This is a genomic window from Bacillus sp. NPDC093026, assembly GCF_044754665.1.
GTDB classification, from domain to species: domain Bacteria; phylum Bacillota; class Bacilli; order Bacillales; family Bacillaceae; genus Bacillus; species Bacillus maqinnsis.
This window is the reverse complement of record NZ_JBIVPN010000001.1, coordinates 37,631-61,629: the sequence shown is the minus strand read 5'-3', so window position 1 is coordinate 61,629 and position 23,999 is coordinate 37,631. Positions and strand designations below refer to the sequence as shown.

Sequence of the window (23,999 nt, the reverse complement as noted above, 5' to 3'; positions counted from 1 at the left end):
TTATTTATGAGCTCTACAACACTTCAGGTTAGTTCAAAACTCGAATCTTTTCTCCAGGGCACAAAAAAACTCTACATCAATGGTCAATTTGTCTCAAGTCATGACGAAAAAACATTTTCTACACCTAACCCAGCAACAGGAGAAACCCTTATTGATGTATATGAAGCAGGGGCAAAGGACATTGATGACGCAGTCAAAGCAGCAAAAAACGCATTTCATGGTCCTTGGCGCTCAATGTCTGCTGCTGAACGCGCTCGCTTAATGTTTAAGCTCGCAGATTTAATGGAAGAACATCAACTTGAGCTTGCTCAGCTCGAAACACTTGATAATGGAAAACCAATCGTTGAGACAACGAATGCGGATGTTCCCCTTGCCATTGAGCACATGAGGTATTACGCAGGCTGGACTACAAAAATGACTGGACAAACCATTCCTGTTCATCAAGGGTATTTTAATTATACTCGCCATGAACCAGTCGGAGTAGTCGGGCAAATCATTCCTTGGAACTTCCCGCTCTTGATGGCCATGTGGAAAATGGGTGCAGCATTAGCAACAGGATGTACCATCGTTTTAAAACCAGCCGAGCAAACACCACTATCTGCCCTTTATCTAGCTGAACTTGTTGATCAAGCTGGTTTCCCAGATGGCGTTATTAACATTGTACCCGGTTTCGGTGAAACAGCTGGTGAAGCACTCACTGATCATCCTGATGTCAACAAACTTGCCTTTACCGGCTCAACAAGTGTTGGGAAAATAATTATGGAGAAAGCGGCTAAATCCATCAAACGTGTCACACTGGAGCTTGGTGGAAAATCGCCAAATATCATATTACCAGATGCCGATTTAAAGAAAGCCATTCCGGGTGCTTTAAACGGTGTCATGTTTAACCAAGGACAAGTATGCTCTGCAGGTTCAAGAGTCTTTATTCATCGCAGTCAATACGATGAAGTGGTTGACCAAATGGCTGAATATGCCAAATCACTGAAGCAAGGTGCTGGTCTTCATCAAGATACACAAATTGGGCCTCTCGTTAGTAAAGAGCAGCATGAACGTGTCCTAGGCTATATCCAAAAAGGAAAATCCGAGGGCGCAACAGCTGTTGTTGGAGGAGAATGTCCTTATGAAGCCGGCTATTTTGTCTCTCCAACCGTCTTTAAAGATGTAGAAGATGGCATGACCATTGCGAAAGAAGAAATCTTCGGACCTGTCCTATCTGCCATCCCTTACGATTCCATTGATGAAGTGGTCGAACGGGCCAATCAATCTGAATATGGACTGGCGGCAGGACTTTGGACCGAAAACTTAAAACATGCGCATGATATTGCATCACGCCTTGAGGCAGGAACTGTTTGGGTCAACTGCTATAACGTCTTTGATGCTGCCTCCCCATTTGGAGGTTATAAGCAATCAGGTCTTGGCAGAGAAATGGGCTCATACGCACTCAATAACTACACAGAAGTCAAGAGCGTCTGGATTAATCTTCAAGATTAGTAGGCACATACAAAGTCGATGACAATGTCATCGGCTTTTTTGTTATTGCATGTGACAGCAGGCTCGTGAATATAGTTGAAAGGGGCAATATCAAAATGAAAAAGCAACATACGGATATCAGTGGTGGAGGCATGAACCTGATGAACGACTTGAGTAGGCGAAACACGTCAAATGGGCTGCCTATTAAGAGAGCACTTCGTTTAGGCAGATGCCTATGGAGACCATCAATTAGTTTACATAATATTAATATAATCAACTATAAAATGAGGATTTTTTTCAGAACATTCATTTAAAATTAGTAAGATATGAGAGAAAAGCGAGTTGAATCAATGATTGAACATCCTTTTCAAGATTAGTCACTTTGCAGGGAGAGTCTTTGCCATTTGGGTCATTGTATTTGTCTATTTTGGATTGGTGCAGATCTTGTGCCAGCACAATTCTCACCTCTTGCTGTTGTACCTAGTGCTCTTTTTAGAGTATGGCATCATCGATCTGGGTCCTGGTTTTCTACATACTGGTCTAAACGTACTGAAAAAAACAAGCAGAAAAATAGCTAGCCCCATAACGGGAGCTAGCTTTTCATTTCGATGATTATCCTTCTAGCAATAGTTGCTCAGGATCTTCAAGCAGGTTTTTAATGGTGACTAGGAAGCCAACTGCTTCTTTTCCATCAACAATACGGTGGTCATAAGAAAGTGCTAAATACATCATTGGACGGTTTTCAAAACGTTCTTCATCAATCGCAACAGGACGAAGTTGAATTTTATGCATACCTAGAATGCCAACTTGCGGGCTGTTCAAAATTGGTGTAGAAAGCAGAGAACCAAATGTTCCGCCGTTTGTGATCGTGAATGACCCACCTTGTAATTCACTTAAAGACAACTTGTTATCTCTTGCTTTTTTCGCAAGATGCCCAATTTCTTTTTCAATCTCTGCAAATGATAATCTGTCTGCATCACGGACAACCGGTACAACAAGCCCTTCATTTGCTGCAACAGCGATGCCAATGTCATAGAATTTCTTAATGACAAGCTCATCACCTTGAATTTCTGCATTAAGGAGCGGATATTTCTTCAGTGCTGCTACAACCGCTTTTGTGAAGAATGACATGAAGCCAAGTTTTACATCATTTTGTTCAAGAAATGCATCTTTACGGCGCTTTCTTAAATCCATAATAGCTGTCATATCTACTTCATTAAATGTGGTAAGCATAGCAGCAGTTTGTTGAACTTCAACTAAACGTTTTGCAATCGTTTGTCTGCGGCGTGACATTCTTTCACGCTCAACCGGTTTACCAGCTTGATCATTTTGCACCACAGCACTTGTTTTTGGTGCACTAGCAGGAGTCTCATTCTTTTGGTAAGAAGCCACATCCTGCTTTCGTACCCTGCCCAGCGGATCTACGGTTGGAATTTCGGATAAGTCAAGCCCTTTTTCCCTTGCTAGTTTTCTAGCTGCAGGAGAAGCGATCGTTCTGCCATTACCAGCTTTCAGTTCTTCTTTTGGCGTCGCTTCTTTTTGTTCAGCTTCCGGCTCTTCTTTCGGAGCAGGTGCAGAAGCTTGTTCAGGCGCTTTAGCTGCGGACTCGCTTCCGCCAGCTTCACCTGCTGCAATTGTTCCGATGACTTCTCCTACTTGCACAGTGTCACCAGAATCTTTTAGCACTTCTTTTAATACACCAGATTCTTCAGCTGTCAGTTCGACATTGACTTTATCTGTTTCAAGTTCAAGCAAGTATTCTCCCTGCTCAACATAATCGCCCGGCTGCTTCAGCCATTGAGCAATCGTTCCTTCCGAGATTGATTCCGCTAATTCAGGTACTTTAATTTCCGCCATTTTTCATTTCCCCCTTAGTTTTTGCGAGTCAAGCTATCAGATACAATTCGTTCTTGTTCCTTTTTGTGAACAGTTGGATCACCCTCAGCCGTACTTGATCGTCTTCTGCGGCCGATATAACGCACTTTTATTTTATTAGAAGCCATTTCACGTAAATATGGTTCAATGTAACCCCAAGCCCCCATATTTTGTGGCTCTTCTTGCACCCATACGATTTCTTCTAGATTTGTCAGTTTCGCTAAAATCGCTTTAATATCTTTTGCAGGGAATGGATATAATTGTTCCACTCTTGCAATATGAAGCCAGTCTTTTGGTTCTTCCATTTGAGTGAAGCGATCACTTATGTCGATAGATACTTTCCCACTAGAGAGGACAAGGCGTGATACCTTTTCATGATCGTGCACGAGACCAGGCTGTTCAAGCACTGGACGGAACTGTCCATCCGTTAATTCTTGTACTTCAGACAATGTGTTCGGGTTACGAAGCAGACTTTTAGGTGTCATGATGACAAGTGGGCGAATCTCTTCACGAAGAAGCATCTTTGCCTGTCTTCTAAGAATATGGAAGTACTGCGCTGCACTTGTCAGATTCGCAACCGTCCAGTTATTCTCTGCAGCTGATTGCAGGAATCTCTCTGTTCTTCCACTTGAATGCTCTGGTCCTTGTCCTTCATATCCATGCGGCAAGAGCATCACAAGACCTGATTTTTGCCCCCATTTAGCCCGACCAGCTGAAATAAATTGATCAAAATAAACTTGAGCCGCATTTGCGAAATCTCCAAATTGAGCTTCCCAAATCACTAAAGTTTCAGGAGAATAGACATTATAGCCATATTCAAACCCTATAACAGAGCCTTCTGACAGTGGGCTGTTGTGTATTGCAAATGATGCATTTGCATCACTCAATTGATGCAGCGCAATAAATTCATCTCCAGTTTGACTGTCGTGAAGAACAAGGTTTCTTTGAGCAAATGTTCCTCGTTCTGAATCCTGCCCGGTCATTCGAATTGGCGTACCGTCTTTTAATATAGATGCAAATGCCAGTGCTTCTCCAAGTGACCATTCCACTTTACGATCATCTGTAAACACCTTTGCACGTTTTTCAAGGATCCGCTTTAGCTTACCGAATACTTGGAAATCTTTCGGCCAGCTAATTAACTCTTCATTCAGCTTTCTTAAGACATCAAATTCAACTGACGTATCAACTGCTGGGAAGCCATTAGATACAGGCTCAGGCAATTCAATTTCTTGAATCGCATGCTCTTTCTTTGAAGGTACTTTTTTATATGCTTCTTCTATTTTAGAAGTAACGGTCTGTTCGATTTCTTCTTTTTGCTCTTTTGTCAGAAGCCCTTCTGTTTCAAGCTTTTCTGCAAAGATATTCTTGACGGTTTTATGCTTTCTGACCGCTTCGTATAGCATTGGCTGAGTCGTAGATGGCTCATCCATTTCGTTATGACCGTACCTGCGGTAACCGATCAGGTCAATTAAGAAATCCTTCTTGAAGCGTTTGCGATATTCAACGGCTAGTTGAACTGCTGCTAAACATGCTTCTGGATCATCCGCATTGACGTGAACAATCGGAATTTCAAAGCCCTTTGCTAAATCACTTGCGTATTTCGTAGAACGAGATTCATTGCTTTCAGTTGTGAATCCAATCATATTATTTGCAATGATATGGATCGTTCCACCTACTTGGTAGCCGACCAATTGGCTTAAATTTAATGTTTCTGCAACAATTCCTTCTCCAGGGAATGCAGCATCCCCGTGAATTAAGATGGCTAATGCTTTTTCTTCATCCTGCACTGGATAGCCTTTTTGAGTACGCAACTCCTGAGCTGCACGCGTACTGCCTTCAATAATTGGGTCAATAAACTCCAAGTGACTTGGATTATTGGCAAGAGTTACTCTTGCACTTTTTGTATCTTCATCTTTAATTTGACGATCAGCCCCGAGATGGTACTTTACATCTCCTGTCCATCCGTAACTAATGCCAATTGAGCCCTCTGATGGGACAAGCTCTTTATTTGGTGCATGCTGGAATTCCGAGAAAATGATTTCATATGGTTTTCCTAGAACATGTGCTAATACATTTAAACGGCCTCGATGAGCCATTCCAATGTTAATATTTGAAGTTCCTTGTGTCACAGATTCTGATATAATCTCATCAAGTACTGGAACAAGCATATCTAAGCCTTCAATAGAAAAGCGCTTTTGCCCAACAAATGTTTTATGAAGAAACTGCTCAAAATGCTCAACTTCTGTTAGCCTTTTAAACACAGAAACTAGCTTTTCAGCCGGTTTTTTCGTAAATAATTCACCAGATTCAACAGACTTTAAGAGCCAGTTCCGTTCTTCGAAGTCATGGACGTGATCAAATTCAAATGAAATGGTGCGCTTATACGTATTTCTTAAATGGTTAATGGCTTCTATGCCGTTTGAAATGTGTTTTGGTGCGTTTGCACTAATAATAGATGCTGGGATTTTCTTGACATCTTCTTCTGTTAAGGCATAATCCTTTAAAGGAAACAGCTCTTGTACTTCCTTTTCTTTGCGAAGAGGATTGACGGAAGCATTTAAATGGCCATACGTTCTGATGTCTTCTGCCAGTTTAACGACTGATGCTATCTTTTGGATTTGTTCAGAAGTAACTATGCTATTTTCTTTTTTCCCAATTTCCTCCTTCGTTTCACTCGGTGGTGCACCAAGCTCCGCAAATATTCCTCTTAAATCTTCATCAACACTATTAGGATCTTGGACATATTGATCATAGAGCTCGAGCACATAGCCGAGGTTCGGACCATGAAATTCTTCCCAACTCAACGGTTGTTTCACATCATTTTGAAACATTTTGAATACTACCCCCAACTTTGATCATCAAGTGATTGAACACTATCTCGATATAACTTTCAGGACACAATGACCAAATTTATGTAATAAAACGCTTCCAATAATATTTTACCACTGTTTCGGATTACTTTCTACATTCTTTGTTCAATTAAAGATAAAAAATTCAAAGAAAAACAAAAAATTTAAATCATTCCGAAAAATATTTTGAAAAAAGGGACAAAACTTTATGCCCCAATGCTTTTATGCAGTAATTTCTTCAATAACGGATACAAGACGTCTGGTAATGTATCGACATCTGGTACAAAAATGCTGAACTTGCCATACATATCTTGAATGGTTTTCATTTGTGCCTCTTCTATAGGGGAATTCGATAAAAAGACATTGATGACCTCAATTCCTTTTTTCCTCGCTTCTAGCACAGCTTCATGCGTATCGACAATCCCGTTTTGCTCATAGCTGAAGGCCGCTGGTTCTCCATCAGAGAACACAATAAGAAATTTTTGCTCTTCTCTTCTTTTTAATATCATTTTTGTCATTTGACGAATTGCATAGCCGTCACGGTTATCTTCTTCTGGTTCAAGTGCCATAATTGAAGGACCTGCATCAAATAAAGAGTCTTTAAACGACACCACTGTATTAAAATAGTTAGGCTGGCTTGTTTCCGTTGCGTCGTTTGTATCTTCCCAAAACCCGACAATTTGGTGCGGTACTTGAACGGATTTTAATGCTTCATGAAAAAGAACAATCCCTTTTTTTGTTTCATCCATTTTGTCAAACATACTCGCAGAACAGTCAACTAATAAAGTGAAAACGGCATCAATCTGGGATGATGGTGCTTGCTTCTGATAGAAAAGACGTGGATTTGATTCTGTAAAATACCGAATGAGCTTTTTACTAAGCCGCCCCGCATGAAGATCTGTTTTTGGCCATGTTTTTTTATGTTCAAGTGTTTTTTGGATCATGTGTTTTAAGCGTTTTTGGTAAGGCTCTATTGCTTTGGCATGCTGTTTGTATAGATCTATATGCTCTGGTGCGGGAGGCCCGGGTGTGATCATCACCGGAAAAGCATATTTATTCTCTTTTCCATTTTCCAGTGCATCCCCTTGGGCTTCTTGTCCTTGTGCCTCTTCTAATGCTTCAAGCTTTGAATAGTCTTTTCGCTCTGTTTGTTTCGCCGATCCCTGAACGGTGCCAAGCGCCTGATCACCATCATCTCCTTCTCTTGCCGCATCTTTGCCAAGGTCTCTTTTGCCGCCATGTTCTAGATCGAATTGAAGAAAACTTTTGGACGGTGCTTCGGTTTCTCTATGCCACACTTCCATATACTCTTGGTGGATGTCTTCATCTCCCTCTTTTTCCCGATCTACTTTTAGGTCATCACTTAATTTAGGCTTTCTTTTTAAGTCATGAAACAGCGGTTCTTTTGCCGCTTTTTCATAGTCCAATTCTGGGAAGAAGAAATACGTATTCAGCATGTCTTTTTCAAGAAGCTCATCAAAGCCCTCTGTCAATTGTTTCACGATTGAGGCGATGTCAGATGTTGAACTTGCTTCATACACACGTTCAAGACTTGACTCAATAAAAGGAATCATCGGATTAATGCGCTCATGAAGAGCTGGAATTTCTTCTAACGGGGAATGAGCTGTCAGCTTGACATAAATGGCACAAAACAATGCGTCCGTTATGATGCTCCGTTCTTGATTAATGGTTAATTGTGTCTTAAAGTGACGACGATAGAGCTCTCTTCTTCGTTTGAATACCTTTTTTGTTCCTGGGCGATCACGTTTAATCCGTTCTTCAATACGGATATCTTCAAACAGCATAAACAACTGTTTACATAAATCAGGAATAGATAATTTGTGAGCATACTGAACCATTTCCTTAAACACAGGCAGATCACTATAAACTGTACCAATTGCACGTAGGAAAACATCACTTTTTAATCCTGCTGTCATGTCTTCTTGATTACGATCATCCCAAAAATGGCTAATGAAAATTTTCTTTTCAAAAGGTTCATAATAGGACTGCACGCCGTATTCAAGCTCAACATCATTACTTTTGGCTAACGTTTTGGCTAGGTCGGTTAATTCCATAAATAGAAATGAATCGATTCTGCTGTCATTAAATTTGATAAATTTCAAAAGTCAGAACCTCACTCGAATAATGTTTGTGCGATATTTCTTACCGCTGCTTTTTCCCGGTCATCTTCTAGTTTTTCAACGATTCCACGTTCAACTGCGCGAAGCGGTGGAATGAACTGCGCGAGATCACAAGTATCTAACAGCGCTCGGATAGATGCCGCCTCTTCACTGACTTGACCATGATGAGCCTGTGTCATCAGATCGGATGATAGCTGAACAAATTGATCTATTAAACGCTCATCAGTTAAAACGGACTGTGATTGTAAAACGTCTTTTAATATGCCACCGCTAATGTAAGGAACATCTATGACGACAAAACGATTTTTCAACGCTTCATTGAGAGGCACAGTGCCAACATATCCTTCATTAATTGCCGCAATGACACCGAAGCCTTCTTCTGCTCTCACTACTTCACCTGTGAAAGGATTTGTCATCATTTTTCGGTAATCGAGTACACCATTTAAAATCGGTAATGTTTCTGGCTTTGCCATGTTGATTTCATCAATATATAGAAGGTGACCTTTTTTCATCGCCTTTGTGACGGGTCCTTCGATAAACTCGATAGAAGCGATATTACCATCATTGTGAATGGTTTTATATCCAACTAAGCTTTCTGCATCAAGATCAACTGAACAGTTTATACTATGCATCGGCTGTTTAAAGAAAGCGGATAAGGTTTCAGCTAGTTTTGTTTTACCTGATCCAGTCGGTCCTTTTAAAAGGACGTTTTTACCAAGTGCCAGGGCAATGATGGCATCATTAATAATAGAAGTATCCTGCGATTCATATCCGCTTGAGCCTATTAACGGACGAAATTCTTCTTCTAGATCTTTTGTTTTCTTTTCGATCATTGCTTGTATTTCTTCTGGGAGTGATTGTTGGTTGAACATATACGATTAATTCCTCTCTTCGATCAATTTCCTCAACAAGTATACTAAAAAAACCTTTATGCACTCAATACATAAAGGTTCGTCTGTTGTTATTTTACCATTTCTTTTGTGATTGCTCCGCAAGCGATACGTTTTCCTGAATTTCCAGAAGGGTTGCTTAAGTAATCATCTGCTTCTGCATGAATGATAAAGCTTCGCCCATTTTGACTGAATAATTGATGCGAACCTCCCTTTAATGTCACATCTGGCACATTGACAACGACATCAATTTTACCATCTGCCCCAACCTCTAAATTCGGCATATCTCCAGCATGATACCCCTTTGGATTATCAAAACCGTGCTCCCTGTGCGCTGGATTAAAATGAGCACCTGCCGTTTCAAAGTCCGGAGCTTCACATATCCCTGTCTCATGAATGTGGAAACCATGCGAACCTGGAGGAAGTCCTGTGGCTTTCACATGAAGATCCAGCCCGGATTTTGACGATTCCCTCACGTCAATGCTTCCTATTTTTTGACCATTTTCATTGATTAATGTCGTGATGATAGGCGGTGGTTTAGGTGCTGCGACTTCATGGCTCTCTTCTGTCGTTTCTTTTTTCGGCGGTGCATGACATGCTGATACCACAAAGGTTAAACAAATCATGATCGCCCATATTGATATTCTCATATGACTGCCCCCTTTTGTTACCAGTATGGACAATCTCCTCGAAAAGCAAACAAAAAAAGCCGAAAATCGGCTTTTTAGAAGAAACGTTTCGCACCTAAATAGGCTTTTTTCCAATAAGGATTACTCAAGTTAGAAATGCCTACCCCGTTGTCACTTGCATGAAGGAAGTTTCCTCCACCAAGGTATAATCCCATGTGAGAAGGACCCGCTTTGTATGTTGTGAAAAAGACAAAGTCTCCAACTTGCGGCGTGCTGACAGGCGTCATCATATTCCAGTAGCCTGCTGTGCTTAGTCTAGATACAGATGATACTTTATTAATCAGATAGTAAACAAAACCACTGCAGTCAAACCCCGCAGGTGTATTGCCGCCCCATCTGTAAGGAATTCCTGTTAATTTTTTGCCTTCTTGAATCATAGTTGTAATTTTCGCATTCATTGGTGCCTCGGTTTTGTGATTGTTTGACGGGCTTGTTGCACCCTTAGATGTTGAACCAGAAGCAGCACCCTTGATCTTTAAAACTTGTCCAATTCTAAGTACATCACTTTTCAGGCTGTTTGCTGTGCGAATGGACTGAACTTGAACTTTAAATTGATTGGCAATCTTCCATAATGAATCTCCTGATTTGACTGTATAAGATGTTGTTTGACCGCTTGACGAATGATTGTTGTTAGAAGATTGATGATTTGGCTTAGTAGGTGCCTTCGGCTTTGGTTTTGAAGGGGCAGCTCCTTTTACTTTCAGTACTTGGTTTGGATAAATCATATCAGACTTTAACTGATTCAATGTTTTGATTTCGGCAATCGACATATTTAACGAATTGGCAATTTTCCATAATGAGTCACCTAATTTGACTTTATATGTACTAGATGCTGAGGACGAACTATTGGAGCTGTTGGTCTTTTTGTTTGAGCTGGAATTTGAGTTTGATGATTGATTGCCGCTTGTCTTCGTACTTCCAGACACTTTCAGCTTTTGTCCAGGACGAATGAGATCACTGTTTAGGCTGTTTATACTTTTTAGGCGTGCTACTGACATTTGATGATTTTTCGCAATGAGCCATAATGAATCGCCAAGCTTCACGGTATAGCTAGATGTTGTTGAAGCACTTGATTTCGCTGCTTTTGAACTCGCTGATGAGTTTGATTTCTTACTTTTTGTTGCAGGAATTTTCAAACTTTGCCCTTTAAAGATCATTGTCGTTTTTAGTTGATTAAGCGATTGAAGTTCGGAAATACTCGTATTGTACTGCTCGGCAATCTTCCAAAGTGAGTCACCGCTTTTCACTTTAATCGTTTGTGCTTCTGCCGGTGCAGCAATCACAGCTGAGCCAGCAATCGCTGAAACTGCGAGGCCGGTTACTACCTTTTTCTTCATATAATAAATCTCCGCCTTTCTTCATTTCGTTCAGTAAAGACTTATGCACTATTTTAGAGTTGCATTTCATAGTCCTGCTTCTCTTACATTATTTATTCTTTATTTCTATTATCTTACTGGACACCAAGACATTGGGCAATATTCAATAGGCTAGAGTAGCAAACTCAACACGCTAAAATGAAGCCATATCGTTTCTATCGGCTTTTTGCTTGATTTATAAACACTTTTTTAAGGAGTTTTTAAGTTAATGTATACAAATTTGTCAAAACAAGCACTTTGCTAGTTTCATAGTTCTATTCTACATGACAAATTTTTCTGTATCAAATGACTTTTTACTTAATTAGCTGTTTTTTCTCCTCATTACAAAAAAGCATTCTCTCATTATGAAGAATGCTTTGGACTTTACTGTTTGTCGGCTCTTTCACTGTTAAAGGACATAATACCTCTCCCTATTTCCTCTGATACCGTTCATATCTGATTTAAAAATGGTTTCTTCGTTGGTCCAATTCATTATCTTATGATTTTCCTCCTTCTTTGGACCAATCGTCATAAAATAACAAAATTTGCACATTCTATTGGTATGGAGGTGAGCTGGAAATGACGATTCAGAAAGTGATTCAATATGCTTGTAGCATATTAGGTGTTGTCAGTCTTTCTTTTATTTATGCCCAAATGTTTAAAAAAACGAAGCAGCCAAAGAAACATAATCCATCAGAGAATTGATTTTTTTACATAGCGTGATATAATTCCTCTCGTTATTTCTGTTAAGAGAGGGATACTTGTTATGAGAGAAACGAACAGTATTCGTGCAAAGCTGGATGGCAGTCACCCCTTATATTAAGAGGGCTTGGACTTAAGCAGTCCGTACAAGGCGTTACGCAGCATTTTCTGAGTTTCCTTGCTTTTGGGATTATCCCTCTTTTCGAATATTCTGTCATGAGGTCGTTCATGGATGCATTAGGGAAAACACGGGTGACGATGCTCATCACGTTGACTGCACTTCCTATTAACTTTGTTTTAAATTATGTATTGATTTTTGGGAAATGTGGGTTTCCAAGGCTCTGACGGAGCTGGTGCTGTCGTACTCTATGTTCGGTCTCAGATTGATTGACAAATGTTTTGTTCATCTTGGGGAATCGGTGATATGACGCACCATAAAAGGCAACTGACATGAGCCAGTTGCCTTTTCATTTAATCATTCCATTGATATGTCCAGAAAATTTCTTCATCGAACCATTTTTGAACAACTGGTTCTTTATTTTTCAGCTTTTGCTCAAGCTCTCTCAGTATGCCTTCTGTTTGAGTTCGATGAGCTCTGAGTGCATTTAATTTAATATCTGCTACATCGGTAATATCAATCACTATATCTGGATCACCTAAGATTTCTTCTCTATTTCTCGTAATGGCCATGCAGTATGTCACAGGACGGTCTTCTTTTTTCTTTCGATAAAGTGCTCGAATGACAGCTTCCCCTGTTGCATCATGGTCTGGATGTACCCCGTGGCCAGGATAAAACGTGACAATGAGAGTTGGTTTGACTTCATCGATGATCTGTTCCATTACATCAGCCAAATATTCCTCATCTTCAAATTCGAGCGTCTTATCCCGTAGTCCAAGCATTCGTAAATCAGTGATATCCATCTCTTTGCAAGCATGAATCAGTTCTTGTTTTCTCAATTCAGGAAGTGTTTCACGATTGGCATACGTTGGACTGCCCATATTTCTTCCCATTTCACCGAGTGTTGCGCATGCATACGTGACAGGAATTCCGCGCTTTCTGCTTTGTGCAATGAGACCTGCGACCCCAAAGGATTCATCATCGGGATGAGGCAGTATCACTAGTACATGTTCTTTCAAGTCTTGTCACCCTTTCTCCTTCACCGTAAATGGTGTTTCACTAATTTGTAATGAAATCGCAAGTTTCCCATCTGGCAGATGTCCTGCCATAAGCAGACGGCCCTCTTCATCGACCACATAGTCAGTCAAACCTTCTGCGTAAACCCAGCCATCTTCTGTTTTCATACCGACACGATACGGTCCTTGTCCTTTTATTTTCGCCTGTGAGAAGACGATTTTTGCATTGCGAATATACGCCACAACGGTCATATTTTGTTCATTCACATGCGCTGAATAAGAACCCGTTGTCGTTTCAAGATGCACGAAAACTGGACGATTTAAAAACGATTGAAGATGTGCTGTGACATCTTCCGTTTGAATTGGTTTCATAAGTTGTTCCTTCCTTCTTTTTGTAATAATTCTCTTAGTTTTTCTGTATGTAAACTGATCAGCTTTAATTGATGATCCCGTTGAATGGAGGCTTGCAATATCCTCTCCACAGATATCACATACTTTTCATAGAATGACTTTCTTGCTCGCGGATGCGTGTGTGCATCCTCCAAATCCTCGCATATTGCCTTTTGTAAGGACGGCATATCTCTTACATTAAGCGGACGATTTTTCCATAAAGATAGATAAGCTGATACAAGCTCATTTGCTTGTGTCATGTGATCACCTCAAATGGATTAGTTAACAACTTATTATGACATGATCCGCCATCAAAAAAAAGTAAACTGCTTTTGATTTTAATGAGCATTTGATGTTTTTTTCATGCGAAGTTGTGATGCTGAAAACAATAAAATCGCAACCCAAATACATAGAAACGTCAGGACTTTTGCTGCTGATAAGTGTTCGTGATACATAAACAACCCTAAGAATAAAGTAATTGTCGGTGCAATATATTGGAGAATCCCGACCTGATAAAGAGGAATTCTTTTCGCACCTTCGGAAAACAAAAGAAGTGGAACTGCTGTAAAGACTCCAGCAAAGAACAATAACCCAAGAGAACCGATGCTGCTTGTCTGCATTGTGACCGCTGGTTCCTTTAAAAAGAAGATTAAATAAACAAGGGCGGCAGGAGCAAGGAGTAGCGTTTCAATGGTCAGCCCAATGGCACTCGTGAATGCCATCCTTTTTTTGATCAATCCATAAAAACCAAAGCTAAAAGCTAATAAGAAGGCAACCACAGGAAATGATCCGTACTGAACTGTGGAAATCATAACACCGCCTGCGGCTATGAAAATGGCAATGGTTTGGATTTTATTCAGTCGCTCTTTCAAAAAGATAATCCCAAGTAAAACTGATACAAGTGGATTAATATAATAACCCAAACTTGCTTCAAGCATTAAATGATGATTGACTGCCCAAATGTACACATACCAGTTGATCGAAATTAAAATAGCAGATAAAAGTAAAGAGTATAAAGCTTTGCCATCTAACATAAGCCTTTTTATTGTTTGCATGGCTCGGCGGACTTGCTTTAAATATAGAAGAATACCGCACATAAAGACAAACGACCATAAAATTCTGTGAGCTAAAATTTCGCCTGACGAAATATGATCCATAAGTTTCCAATATAATGGGAACAGCCCCCACAATGTAAAAGATGTTGCAGTATACAGCACACCTTTTGTTTGCTCTTGATGCTCCAAGTACACCATCCCTTTCTAAACTTAACGTCTATTATAGCACGCGTACATTCAATTGGGCATATACTAATTCAGGGCATTTAGAAAGGATGATGTGCATGTTTGACTGGAACCGATTATTCCCTTTTCAAAAGCAATTTTCGAAAGAAATATTAAAGAACTCGGACCCTAAAGATGTTGAGCAATATGTCAATCAAGTCATGGAAAGTGTATTCGGCTCCAATTATCCTGCTCAGTTCCCCTTTCAGGATCCACTTAGTCAAAACAAAAAAACGAGTCAAATAGAAAAAGAGCCGAATGTCGAAGTGTTTGAAACAACTGACCATGTGTTTGTCAAAATTGAACTTGATCGTCCAAACACAGAAAAAGTCAAAATCAAGCATACAGCCAACCTGCTATTTATCGATCATTTCCCTGAAGAAAATGCACAAAAGAAAATCGTCCTTCCTGCAACTGTGAAAAGAAAAGGAACGAAGGCGTCCTATCAGGATGGTATTTTGGAGATTATGTTTTTAAAGCATGATGATCCAGGCATTTCTGAAATAGATATTCCATTATAAAAAGCCTGCTTTTATCTTAAGCAGGCTTACTCTTTTCTTAATAATATGGTGGATATCCGCCGCCATAAGGTGGTGGAACAGGCGGTGGTGGTGGATAATAAGGACGGGGATAGTTAAAAATCGCACTTCCTAAAAAACCGCCAAGCAGTCCGCCGACTAAAGGAGCTCCAAAACCAAAAAACAAAGGGACTCTGGATTCATACGGCGGAATGCCAGGAGCGCCGCCTCGAAAATGCGGAGTATGAGGGTACATGCTTTTTCTCCTCCTTTGTCATGTGCCTAACATCAGCATATTCATTAGAAGACAAAACGATTGGGCAAACCTTAAACTAGGCTTGCTCTTTTATATCGTGAGACCCTGCATACTCTCCTGCCCAGCGTGATACTTCTCTAAAGACATCGCTTAATGAGTTCCCTTTTTCAGTTAAGCAATAGATGACTTTAACAGGTGTCTCAGGCAAAACAGTTCGCTCTATGATCCCCTCTTGTTCCAGCTCTTTTAAGCGTTCTGCGAGCATTTTGTGGCTGATGGATGGAATAATGTCAGTCATGTCTTTGAAGCGTTTTGGACCATCAAGCAATACATGGATGATGAGACCATTCCACCTTTTGCCGAGAAGAAAAAATGCTTGCCTGAATGTGAGGACATAATTCAAATGCCATATATTTCAGCCTTTCTTTTCACGATTGTTTGACAAACTATCGGTTAACAATTTAAAATGTCTCTAGTTACAATAAGTAAGTTTCTCACTTTTTTATTTATTGTACCATCCTATTAGCAGAAACGGGAGGAAATAACCAAATGGCGATCGATCACAAAACGATTGAAATTTTGAAAGAAAGAGCTTCAGTGAAAGAGTATGATACATCCCATGAAATGACAAAAGAAGAGTTAACAGAGCTTCTTGAAATAACAACGAAAGCACCATCTGCATGGAATCTTCAGCATTGGCATTTCACTGTATTCCATAGTGCTGAATCAAAAGCAAAGTTGTTGCCAATTGCTTATAACCAAAAGCAAGTGTCGCAAGCATCAGCCGTTATTGCTGTGTTAGGAGATTTTGAAGCTCACAAAAATGGTGAAAAAATCTATAGCGAACTAGCTGAACAAGGGGTTATTACAGAAGACATCAAAAACACATTGATGACCCAAATTAATGGAGCTTATCAAAGCGAGCAATATGCACGTGAAGCTGCCTATTCAAATGCTTCACTAGCTGCTATGCAATTAATGATTGCTGCCAAAGCAATGGGGTATGATACATGTGCAATGGGCGGTTTCAGTAAAGAAGCTTACATCAAAGAATTCAATGTAAGCGGGCGTTACGAACCAATTATGCTGATTTCAGTCGGTAAAGCAGCAAAAGAAGCTCACAAAAGCAATCGTTTTGACATCAATGAAGTCTCTGATTTCCTTTAAACGTGTCTCGGTCACTTACCGGGGCTTTTTTATTTACTTTAAATATTATTACTCCAAACTTTCCACTTATCCAACGCGAAAATCCCCTTTTAAACGCCGCTCATTGTTTAAATTCCATCTTTTAAGAATGAAAGCGTTATAGTAATATGCTCTGAAAGAAAATGATTGTTTTTTCTGAAAATGGTCTTGTGATCTAATCTGACAACTGCTATTATGATGAAATTACAAAATATTCAGGAGGAAATAATGAATAAAAAATTGATCATGATTCTACTCATAACCATTCCATTTATCGGACAGCTCGTATTGCTTCCCTTTGTCAATCGCATTCATCCATTTTTGATTGGGTTGCCATTTTTCCACTTTTGGCTCCTATTGTGGATTGTTCTCACACCGATTTGTACATTTATTATTTACAGGATGCAACATTCAAATGGAGGAACTGACTGATGCAAGGAAATTTAACAGCTTTATTGATTACTGCATGTATTATTTTTATCGTCGTGGTCATCGGATTTGTAGCTGGTCGTGACAAATCTTCAAGACAGACAGTCGAAGAATGGTCTGTCGGCGGGAGAAAATTCGGCGGTCTTCTCGTCTGGTTTCTCGTTGGGGCAGACTTATATACGGCCTATACATTTTTAGGCTTAACCAGTACAGCCTATACGGCAGGAAGTGTCGCTTTTTTCGCTATACCCTATTCTGTGCTTGCCTATTTCATTGCTTATTTCTTCTTACCAAAACTATGGACCGTCGCAAAAAGTCATAAGCTGACAACACTGGCTGATTATGCACGCGTACGATTTGACAGCAAGCTTCTGTCAAGTTTGATTGCTATTGTAGGTGTACTGATGCTCATTCCTTATATTTGTCTTCAGCTCAGCGGCATTCAAGATACATTAACTGTCGCAGGTACAAATTATATTAACGTCAATGCAGTTGTTATGATTTCATTTACCTTAGTAGCACTATATACTTTTTTCAGCGGGATTAAAGGTCCTACATATACTGCCATTATAAAAGATATTCTCGTTTGGGTGATCATGCTCTTTATGGTTGTTTCACTGCCGATCATTCATTTTAATGGCTGGTCACCTATGATGAATACGTTAGCCAAGGAAGCTCCTCAGCTTCTAACAATCCCTGAAAGCGGTCCTAAAGGCATTTTGTGGTTCATTACAGCTTCAGGCGTTTCAGCACTTGCTTTATTTATGTGGGCTCATGCGGCTACTGGTGTATTCACCGCAAAAAGTGCAGATGCCATTCGTAAAAACAGCATATTTTTACCCCTTTATAACATTGTATTGATTTTGGTCATCTTCCTTGGGTTGATTGCATTTTTAGTCTTACCAGAGGAGACAAATCCAAGATTTGCTCTTCTTCATTTAATTCAAACATCTTATGGAGGCGTGATGCAGGGGCTTGCTTACTCAACGATTGCACTGGCTTCTCTCATTCCATGTTCTATTATGGCCATTGGCGCGTCGAATTTATTTGCAAATAATTTATATCGGGACTTGATTCATCCAAATGTGTCACCGAAAAGATTAACGATCATTACACGTTCGATGGTGTTTATTGTCATTGGCCTTGCTCTTTTATTTGGTATGCTATTCCCTACGGCACTTGTGACGCTTCAATTGATCGGTGTATCAGGAATGGTTCAGATTTTCCCAGCGATTGCAATGAGCCTGTTTTGGAAGAAGCAATCAAGAGAAGCGACCATTGCAGGACTTGTGGTTGGGATCATTGTGACCTTTACCGCCAACATTTCACAAGTCACATTTGGCCTTTTTGAAGGTTTCCTCGGTTTATTAGCAAACGTTGTTGTCATCCTGATCCTTAATCCGTTTTTTCAAAAGAACAGCATATCAAATTCCGTCACGAACGAACTGTTTGAAGAAGGAAAAGCAGCAAATATCGCAAAAGACGCATAAACACAAGAAAAGCAGTCCTCAAAAAAGGGACTGCTTTCTTTATTTTATTTCTTGTTTCAATAATTCTATGGCTTTTTTCATTTGCGTATCATTCTTTTTAAGCTTTTCTTGTATTTTTGTCATGAGCACAGTCGTTGTATCCCCTGTTAAGATTCCATCTGCCTTCAAATCATGATCTGCTTGGAAGCTTTTCACAACAGTTTGGAACGCCTGATCATACTCTCCATTTGCCTTTGCCTTGTAGCCGAGTGCTTGGAACATTTTTTGAGCCGCTTTTACTTCGTCTCCATTATCATTCAGTTGATAAGTCTTTTTCGGATTTAAATATGGCAGCTTTGCATAACTTGGGAGAGATGCTTTCACCTGTGGTTCAATTCCTTTTTTGTGAATCCAAGATCCATTCGGTGTCAGCCACTTTGCAATGGTTAACTTGACACTAGAGCCGTCTTGGTAGCTTTGGGCATTTTGTACGGTTCCTTTACCAAATGTTTTCTCACCAACGATTTGAATTCCTGATGATTGATGCAGGGCCGCCGCCATAATTTCAGCAGCACTTGCCGATCCGCCATTTACAAGGACTACGGCTGGTTTATGGACCTTCCGTTCTTTTTCTGCCTTGTACACTTGTATCTTCCCTTTTTCCTCGACCTGCATAATGACTTTTCCTTTATCAATAAAGTCATTACTCATTTGTATGGCTTCTGTCATAATGCCCCCAGGGTTGTCTCTTAGGTCAATGACATATCCTTTGGCCCCTTGTTTCTCTAACTTATTAATAGCTTTATCCAATTCTTTAGATGTGGTTTCTGCAAATGATGTAATTTGGATTTCTCCTATTTTATCTTTCGTTAGCTTTGTATAAACTGTTTCAAGCGGAATCGTATCTCTTGTGATATTCACATCCACATTTCCAACACCTTGTCGATTCAGATGTAGCTTAACATCCGTTCCTTTTTTACCTCTAATAAGAGATACTGCTTTGTTCACCGACATCCCCTTTGTGCTTTTCCCATCCACCTCTAAAATTCGATCATGAGGTTTCAAACCAGCTTTTTCAGCAGGAGAGCCTTTAATTGGGGCGACAATTAATATTTGTCCATCCTTTTCTTCCACTTGTGCACCAATTCCTTCAAATGACGAAGATATGGTATTGTTAAAACCTTTTGCTTCCTCCTGATCCATATATGTAGAGTATGGATCATCTAGTGATGCAATCATTCCTTGAATCGCACCGTCTATTAGTTTTTGATCATCCGTTTTTTCGTAATACTCATCTTTCACCTTCGTATAAGCAGCCATGAGTTTACTGAACTTTTCATCTCCTGCGACACTGACAACACCTTGTTTTGTGATCACAAAAGTAATCGCTGAGGAAAGTGCTGCTGTCACGAGAATGGCTATTACGATTTTGATTTGTTTTTTCAAAAAAACACCACCTTATCTCCTTTCATTATTATCAAGGACGATTGTTCATCCGTCAACTAGATGATAAAACTTCTACTTGAAAAGATAAGCCATTTGACCTTGCATTGCATATATCTTTATAGAGAAACACGATATGGAAAGAAGGGGTTTTATGAGTGACTATGTAGAAATGCTCGCCTATTTTGGCGTATCAGGTGCACACCCTGGTGGAATTGAGTTAACAAAAACAATGATTGAGCATTCAAAGCTACTTTTTGATCAGCGCATACTTGATATTGGTTGCGGGACAGGGCAAACAGCAGCGTATTTAGGAAATCTAGGCTTTCATGTAGATGCCATTGATACACATCCATTGATGGTGGAAAAGGCCAACCTCAGATTTAAACGAGAAGAATTGCCGGTCAACGCCATACAGGCGTCAGTCGAAAATCTTCCATTTGCAGATGCGTCATTTTCTCTATTGATCAGTGAATCTGTCTTAAGCTTTACACACTTATCAGCAGCTCTTAATGAAATGAAACGTGTTCTTTTACCTGGGGGTAAATTGTTAGCCAATGAAGCTGTGTTAAAAGCACCACTATCAACAAAAGAACTTACAGCCATTCAAGAATTTTATGGCTTTCGCTCACTCTTTTCTACTTCTGAATGGGAGGAGCAGTTAAAAGAAGCAGGCTTCCATGATTTACGTATTCTCTCCTTCGACGAGCACATGGTACAGGAGGAGCCAACAGAAATGGAATTATCTCCTCATATACCGTCTAAGCTTTATGACACTTTACAAACACACTATGACCTCATCCAAGCACATCACCAGCATCTCAGTCATATTCTATTCGAATGTACTGTGTAAAATGAGCGAATCTCCTATATGTTTTGTCCAAACTCTATCATTTATCTTGCATAAGATAAGAGTGAAAAGAGTTTGTCAAAAGGAGGAAAAACATGGAGCGCTACTACAAACTTTGTCAACAGCACTTGGGGAAAGTAGCTAGAATCACCGATCGAAACGGCAGAGTGCATGTCGGACGTATTGAACGGGTGACAAATCGCAAAGTCTATATTCGTCCAGTCGGCGGTTTCCGCCAAGGCTTTGGGTTCGGCTATTATGGCGGTTATTATGGCTGGGGCGCCGCTTATGGAATTGGTCTTGGCTTCATTACTGGCTTCGCATTAGCAGGATTATTCTTTTTTTAAAAAAAGAAGGCCTCCCAATGGCTGGGAGGCCTTTTATTTGCTTATATTTTCTTGACTTTGTTCATATACTCTTCAAATGTTAAGTCGTGATCATGCATTGCTTTTGCTGCTTCTTTGCCAACATAGCGCAGGTGCCATGGCTCGTATTCGTATTTCGTAATGTCTTCTTTCCCTTTTGGATAACGGATGATAAAGCCATATTTATAAGCGTTTTTCGCCACCCACTTGCCATCAGGTGTTTCACCAAACTTTTCAGAGATCTCAAAGCCAGCACTTTTTGAGGAAATATCAATCGCAAGTCCTGTTTGATGTTCACTTTCACCTGGTAGAGCAACTGCTTCTTGAGCTTTTTCTTTCCCTTTTATTTTGACTTCACTGTCAAAAATGGTTTTTTGACGATCATAAGAACGATAGCCAGATACAGCAACAAGCTCGTAGTTTTCTTTTTTCGCTCTATTAAATAACTTGGCAAGGGCTTCTGCTGCTTCTTTCCGAATATATCGTTTTTCGATATCCTCCGAAAAGGAGAATTCAACTTTTGGTACAACGAGATCAGAAGGTTTATAGGTACCCGGCAATGCATATTCTTTGTTAACAAGTGCAAGAATATTTTCAGGGTTTTGTATGGTTTTCAGCCCACTGACAACCTTGATGTCATTGAAATATTCACTCTTTAACGTCAGCTCTTGATTAGATGGATCTGCCGTATCATTTGAGTTTTGCTGGGATGATTGATTTGCTGATTTTTGTTCGTTTGTTTTGTTTACATCTGATGTGTCGCTCTTTTGATCGAGCAACTGGCAGCCCGATAATGCGGCCGTCAAACCAAGAATCGATGCGATTGAGAGTAGTTTATAGCTTTTCTTCATGACATACCTTCCTTTTGCTCTACTAAAAAAATAAAGATGCGCTACATCGTAGCACACCCTTTATACTATTATAAAACAGAATCTAGTGCAATTAAGATCATTTCGTCAAAAGTCGTTTGACGCTCTTTTGCAGTTGTCTCTTCTCCTGTTAAAACATGATCACTTACTGTTAGAATCGATAACGCTTTTCTACCGAATTTTGCAGCGAGCGTGTAAAGAGCTGTTGTTTCCATCTCAATTGCGAGAATGCCGTATTGATCCATGAGCTCAAGTGGTTTTTCATTGTAAAATTGGTCTGCTGTAAATACATTTCCGACACGCACAGCTACGTTTTTTGCTACTGCTGTGTCATAGGCTTTCTTGAGTAGACCAAAATCAGCACAAGGCGCGTAATCAATCGGTCCAAATGCGACACGATTCATTTGGGAGTCGGTTGATGACGTCTGTGCTAAAATAACATCACGTACATTCACATCTTTTTTAATCGCTCCGCAAGAACCGACGCGGATTAAGTTTTGAACATCATAGCTTTGAATGAGTTCATTGACATAAATCGAAATAGACGGTACACCCATCCCAGTTCCTTGTACGGAAATACGTTTTCCTTTATATGTGCCTGTAAAGCCATACATGCCGCGCACTTCGTTATAGCACTCGACATCCTCTAAATATGTATCTGCAATATATTTCGCACGAAGCGGATCGCCAGGAAGCAATACCGTTTCTGCAATTTGTCCTTTATCTGCTCCAATATGTACACTCATTTTTTAGCCTCCACTTACGTTTAACGTGTGTTTTATCTTATTTATTATAAACGATTGAGGGAAAAAAAGAAAATAGCCAGCTGGCAAGAGAGCTGGCATCTGTGGTCCTTTGGTTAACTCATCAACTTTATTCTTTCACTACGTTTCCATCCTGTCGGAAAGAGCTGATAATAGCACTTACCCTTTTTCCTATCATCAATCTCAACAATATCACCTGTCGTGATAAACCGCGCATTGTAATCATTAGGGACTGTATCATGTACATTAAATGTTGAGAATGCTTTTTCCAGTACATCTTGATGTGTTTTGCCGCCAATCATTGTCCGGTACACAGGCTGATGCCCGTTAGTATCACCATAACTAGGTGTTTGGTAAATGGTTAAGCGATAGGCTGAAGGTTTCTTTTGAAAAAATCTCAACGTCAATTGCATCAAAATCCCTCCCTTTTTATATAAAATTGGCTAGGATTTGATAATCTCCTTCTTCTATTTTTGTCGAATGACGGACATTTTTTCGTCAATCTTTTTAAATAAGAGAAATAAAGCCAGTCCTATCGCAAAGCCTCCTACCACATCTGTCAAATAATGAACACCAATATACATTCGGCTGACACCGATGACGATAACAAATAATCCAGTGATGAAGTAGACTCTTTTTTGTCTTTCTTTTAGCCAAGGGATCAGTTCAATTAATAGATATGCAATGAAGGGATAGATGGTTGCTGCATTCATGGAGTGTCCGCTCGGAAAGCTATAATATGTTTCATTGACAAGGTGCTCAAAGGCTGGACGCTCCCTACCAAACAGACCCTTTAACTCATGATTCATCGTTTTTTCACTTATATACAAGAAAAAAAGCAATATGATCGAGTGATAGCGCCTATACATCAGCAGCACCACACTAAAGATGAGCATGATTGGGACAAGGGTGGCACTCATACCTAAATCCGTCACAATCAGCATCATATCGTTTAATAAAGGGAGTCTAATGTGTTCAAACCATAAAATAATATGGTTGTCCGTTTCTTGAAATACATTGGAAACCATAAGTACACTGATAGCTCCAAAAACAATGAAAAGAAAAATAACATTCAC

General features: G+C 39.9%; 24 protein-coding genes and 2 pseudogenes. 9 read left to right on the top strand and 17 right to left on the bottom strand.

Annotation, left to right across the window (positions count from 1 at the left end; genetic code table 11):
- Positions 1-6 precede the first annotated feature (6 nt).
- Positions 7-1,491 carry an aldehyde dehydrogenase family protein gene (locus ACIQCE_RS00355; RefSeq protein ID WP_400493132.1) on the top strand — a complete coding sequence of 495 codons (1,485 nt, stop codon included), beginning with the start codon at positions 7-9 and terminating at the stop codon, positions 1,489-1,491.
- A gap of 591 nt (positions 1,492-2,082) precedes the next feature.
- On the opposite strand, the gene odhB is transcribed toward ACIQCE_RS00355, so the two are convergent.
- The 6 genes from odhB to ACIQCE_RS00325 all read right to left on the bottom strand — a co-directional run bounded on the left by odhB (position 2,083) and on the right by ACIQCE_RS00325 (position 11,251).
- Positions 2,083-3,327: a 2-oxoglutarate dehydrogenase complex dihydrolipoyllysine-residue succinyltransferase gene (odhB, locus tag ACIQCE_RS00350; protein WP_400493131.1), complete on the bottom strand. Its 1,245-nt coding sequence runs from the start codon at positions 3,325-3,327 to the stop codon at positions 2,083-2,085.
- Between the two features lie 14 nt (positions 3,328-3,341).
- Positions 3,342-6,176, bottom strand: coding sequence for a 2-oxoglutarate dehydrogenase E1 component (gene sucA / locus ACIQCE_RS00345; RefSeq protein ID WP_400493130.1), 2,835 nt, complete (start codon positions 6,174-6,176; stop codon positions 3,342-3,344).
- A 224-nt stretch (positions 6,177-6,400) separates the two neighbouring features.
- Positions 6,401-8,317 carry a nitric oxide reductase activation protein NorD gene (locus ACIQCE_RS00340; protein WP_400493129.1) on the bottom strand — a complete coding sequence of 639 codons (1,917 nt, stop codon included), beginning with the start codon at positions 8,315-8,317 and terminating at the stop codon, positions 6,401-6,403.
- A gap of 11 nt (positions 8,318-8,328) precedes the next feature.
- The gene (locus ACIQCE_RS00335; RefSeq protein ID WP_400493128.1) at positions 8,329-9,207 is read right to left on the bottom strand and encodes an AAA family ATPase; all 879 of its coding nucleotides are present in this window, start codon (positions 9,205-9,207) and stop codon (positions 8,329-8,331) included.
- Positions 9,208-9,296: 89 nt separating this feature from the next.
- Positions 9,297-9,875 carry a superoxide dismutase family protein gene (locus ACIQCE_RS00330; RefSeq protein ID WP_400493127.1) on the bottom strand — a complete coding sequence of 193 codons (579 nt, stop codon included), beginning with the start codon at positions 9,873-9,875 and terminating at the stop codon, positions 9,297-9,299.
- A 74-nt stretch (positions 9,876-9,949) separates the two neighbouring features.
- Positions 9,950-11,251 carry a C40 family peptidase gene (locus ACIQCE_RS00325; RefSeq protein WP_400493126.1) on the bottom strand — a complete coding sequence of 434 codons (1,302 nt, stop codon included), beginning with the start codon at positions 11,249-11,251 and terminating at the stop codon, positions 9,950-9,952.
- Between the two features lie 597 nt (positions 11,252-11,848).
- Here ACIQCE_RS00325 and ACIQCE_RS00320 point away from each other — a divergent pair.
- Complete coding sequence (locus tag ACIQCE_RS00320; protein WP_353855531.1) at positions 11,849-11,974, top strand: hypothetical protein; 126 nt, start codon at positions 11,849-11,851, stop codon at positions 11,972-11,974.
- A gap of 108 nt (positions 11,975-12,082) precedes the next feature.
- Positions 12,083-12,313: pseudogene (locus tag ACIQCE_RS00315) on the top strand (MATE family efflux transporter); the annotation flags it as partial.
- 129 nt (positions 12,314-12,442) lie between these two features.
- Here ACIQCE_RS00315 and bshB2 read toward each other — a convergent pair.
- From bshB2 to rarD, 4 genes are all read right to left on the bottom strand, one after another.
- Entirely contained in the window at positions 12,443-13,108 is a 666-nt protein-coding gene (gene bshB2, locus ACIQCE_RS00310; protein ID WP_400493125.1) for a bacillithiol biosynthesis deacetylase BshB2, read from the bottom strand.
- Positions 13,109-13,114: 6 nt separating this feature from the next.
- A complete protein-coding gene (locus ACIQCE_RS00305) occupies positions 13,115-13,477 on the bottom strand; it encodes a YojF family protein (RefSeq protein WP_400493124.1) in 363 nt (120 codons plus the stop codon).
- On the bottom strand, positions 13,474-13,755 hold the full coding sequence (locus tag ACIQCE_RS00300; RefSeq protein ID WP_353855528.1) for a hypothetical protein: 282 nt from the start codon (positions 13,753-13,755) through the stop codon (positions 13,474-13,476). Before ACIQCE_RS00300 ends, ACIQCE_RS00305 begins: the two co-directional genes overlap by 4 nt.
- A 78-nt stretch (positions 13,756-13,833) precedes the next feature.
- On the bottom strand, positions 13,834-14,748 hold the full coding sequence (gene rarD / locus ACIQCE_RS00295) for an EamA family transporter RarD (RefSeq protein WP_400493123.1): 915 nt from the start codon (positions 14,746-14,748) through the stop codon (positions 13,834-13,836).
- An 86-nt stretch (positions 14,749-14,834) separates the two neighbouring features.
- Between rarD and ACIQCE_RS00290 the strand changes: the two genes are divergently transcribed.
- Positions 14,835-15,296 (top strand): Hsp20/alpha crystallin family protein, encoded by a 462-nt coding sequence (locus tag ACIQCE_RS00290; protein WP_400493122.1) that lies wholly within the window; start codon positions 14,835-14,837, stop codon positions 15,294-15,296.
- A 37-nt stretch (positions 15,297-15,333) separates the two neighbouring features.
- On the opposite strand, the gene ACIQCE_RS00285 is transcribed toward ACIQCE_RS00290, so the two are convergent.
- Entirely contained in the window at positions 15,334-15,549 is a 216-nt protein-coding gene (locus ACIQCE_RS00285) for a hypothetical protein (protein WP_353855525.1), read from the bottom strand.
- 76 nt (positions 15,550-15,625) lie between these two features.
- Positions 15,626-15,959 (bottom strand): annotated as a pseudogene (locus ACIQCE_RS00280) (winged helix-turn-helix transcriptional regulator).
- A gap of 139 nt (positions 15,960-16,098) precedes the next feature.
- On the opposite strand from ACIQCE_RS00280, the gene ACIQCE_RS00275 reads away from it, so the two are divergent.
- The 3 genes from ACIQCE_RS00275 to ACIQCE_RS00265 all read left to right on the top strand — a co-directional run bounded on the left by ACIQCE_RS00275 (position 16,099) and on the right by ACIQCE_RS00265 (position 18,653).
- Positions 16,099-16,716 carry a nitroreductase family protein gene (locus ACIQCE_RS00275; protein ID WP_353855524.1) on the top strand — a complete coding sequence of 206 codons (618 nt, stop codon included), beginning with the start codon at positions 16,099-16,101 and terminating at the stop codon, positions 16,714-16,716.
- 246 nt (positions 16,717-16,962) lie between these two features.
- A complete protein-coding gene (locus ACIQCE_RS00270) occupies positions 16,963-17,166 on the top strand; it encodes a DUF3311 domain-containing protein (protein ID WP_400493121.1) in 204 nt (67 codons plus the stop codon).
- The gene (locus tag ACIQCE_RS00265; protein ID WP_400493120.1) at positions 17,166-18,653 is read left to right on the top strand and encodes a sodium:solute symporter family protein; all 1,488 of its coding nucleotides are present in this window, start codon (positions 17,166-17,168) and stop codon (positions 18,651-18,653) included. The genes ACIQCE_RS00270 and ACIQCE_RS00265 overlap by 1 nt, the downstream gene beginning before the upstream one ends.
- Positions 18,654-18,692: 39 nt before the next feature.
- Here the strand turns inward: ACIQCE_RS00265 and ACIQCE_RS00260 are convergent, their stop codons facing one another.
- Positions 18,693-20,078, bottom strand: coding sequence for a S41 family peptidase (locus ACIQCE_RS00260; RefSeq protein WP_400493119.1), 1,386 nt, complete (start codon positions 20,076-20,078; stop codon positions 18,693-18,695).
- A gap of 151 nt (positions 20,079-20,229) precedes the next feature.
- On the opposite strand from ACIQCE_RS00260, the gene ACIQCE_RS00255 reads away from it, so the two are divergent.
- Both ACIQCE_RS00255 and ACIQCE_RS00250 read left to right on the top strand, forming a co-directional pair.
- On the top strand, positions 20,230-20,928 hold the full coding sequence (locus tag ACIQCE_RS00255) for a class I SAM-dependent methyltransferase (RefSeq protein WP_400493118.1): 699 nt from the start codon (positions 20,230-20,232) through the stop codon (positions 20,926-20,928).
- A gap of 92 nt (positions 20,929-21,020) precedes the next feature.
- Positions 21,021-21,272 (top strand): hypothetical protein, encoded by a 252-nt coding sequence (locus ACIQCE_RS00250; protein ID WP_353855519.1) that lies wholly within the window; start codon positions 21,021-21,023, stop codon positions 21,270-21,272.
- 41 nt (positions 21,273-21,313) lie between these two features.
- Here ACIQCE_RS00250 and ACIQCE_RS00245 read toward each other — a convergent pair whose 3' ends face one another.
- The 4 genes from ACIQCE_RS00245 to ACIQCE_RS00230 form a co-directional block, all read right to left on the bottom strand.
- The gene (locus tag ACIQCE_RS00245; protein WP_400493117.1) at positions 21,314-22,141 is read right to left on the bottom strand and encodes a M15 family metallopeptidase; all 828 of its coding nucleotides are present in this window, start codon (positions 22,139-22,141) and stop codon (positions 21,314-21,316) included.
- 68 nt (positions 22,142-22,209) lie between these two features.
- Positions 22,210-22,905, bottom strand: coding sequence for a purine-nucleoside phosphorylase (deoD, locus tag ACIQCE_RS00240; RefSeq protein ID WP_400493116.1), 696 nt, complete (start codon positions 22,903-22,905; stop codon positions 22,210-22,212).
- A gap of 113 nt (positions 22,906-23,018) precedes the next feature.
- On the bottom strand, positions 23,019-23,336 hold the full coding sequence (locus tag ACIQCE_RS00235; RefSeq protein WP_400493115.1) for a YodL domain-containing protein: 318 nt from the start codon (positions 23,334-23,336) through the stop codon (positions 23,019-23,021).
- Positions 23,337-23,390: 54 nt separating this feature from the next.
- A complete protein-coding gene (locus ACIQCE_RS00230; RefSeq protein ID WP_400493114.1) occupies positions 23,391-23,999 on the bottom strand; it encodes a phosphatase PAP2 family protein in 609 nt (202 codons plus the stop codon).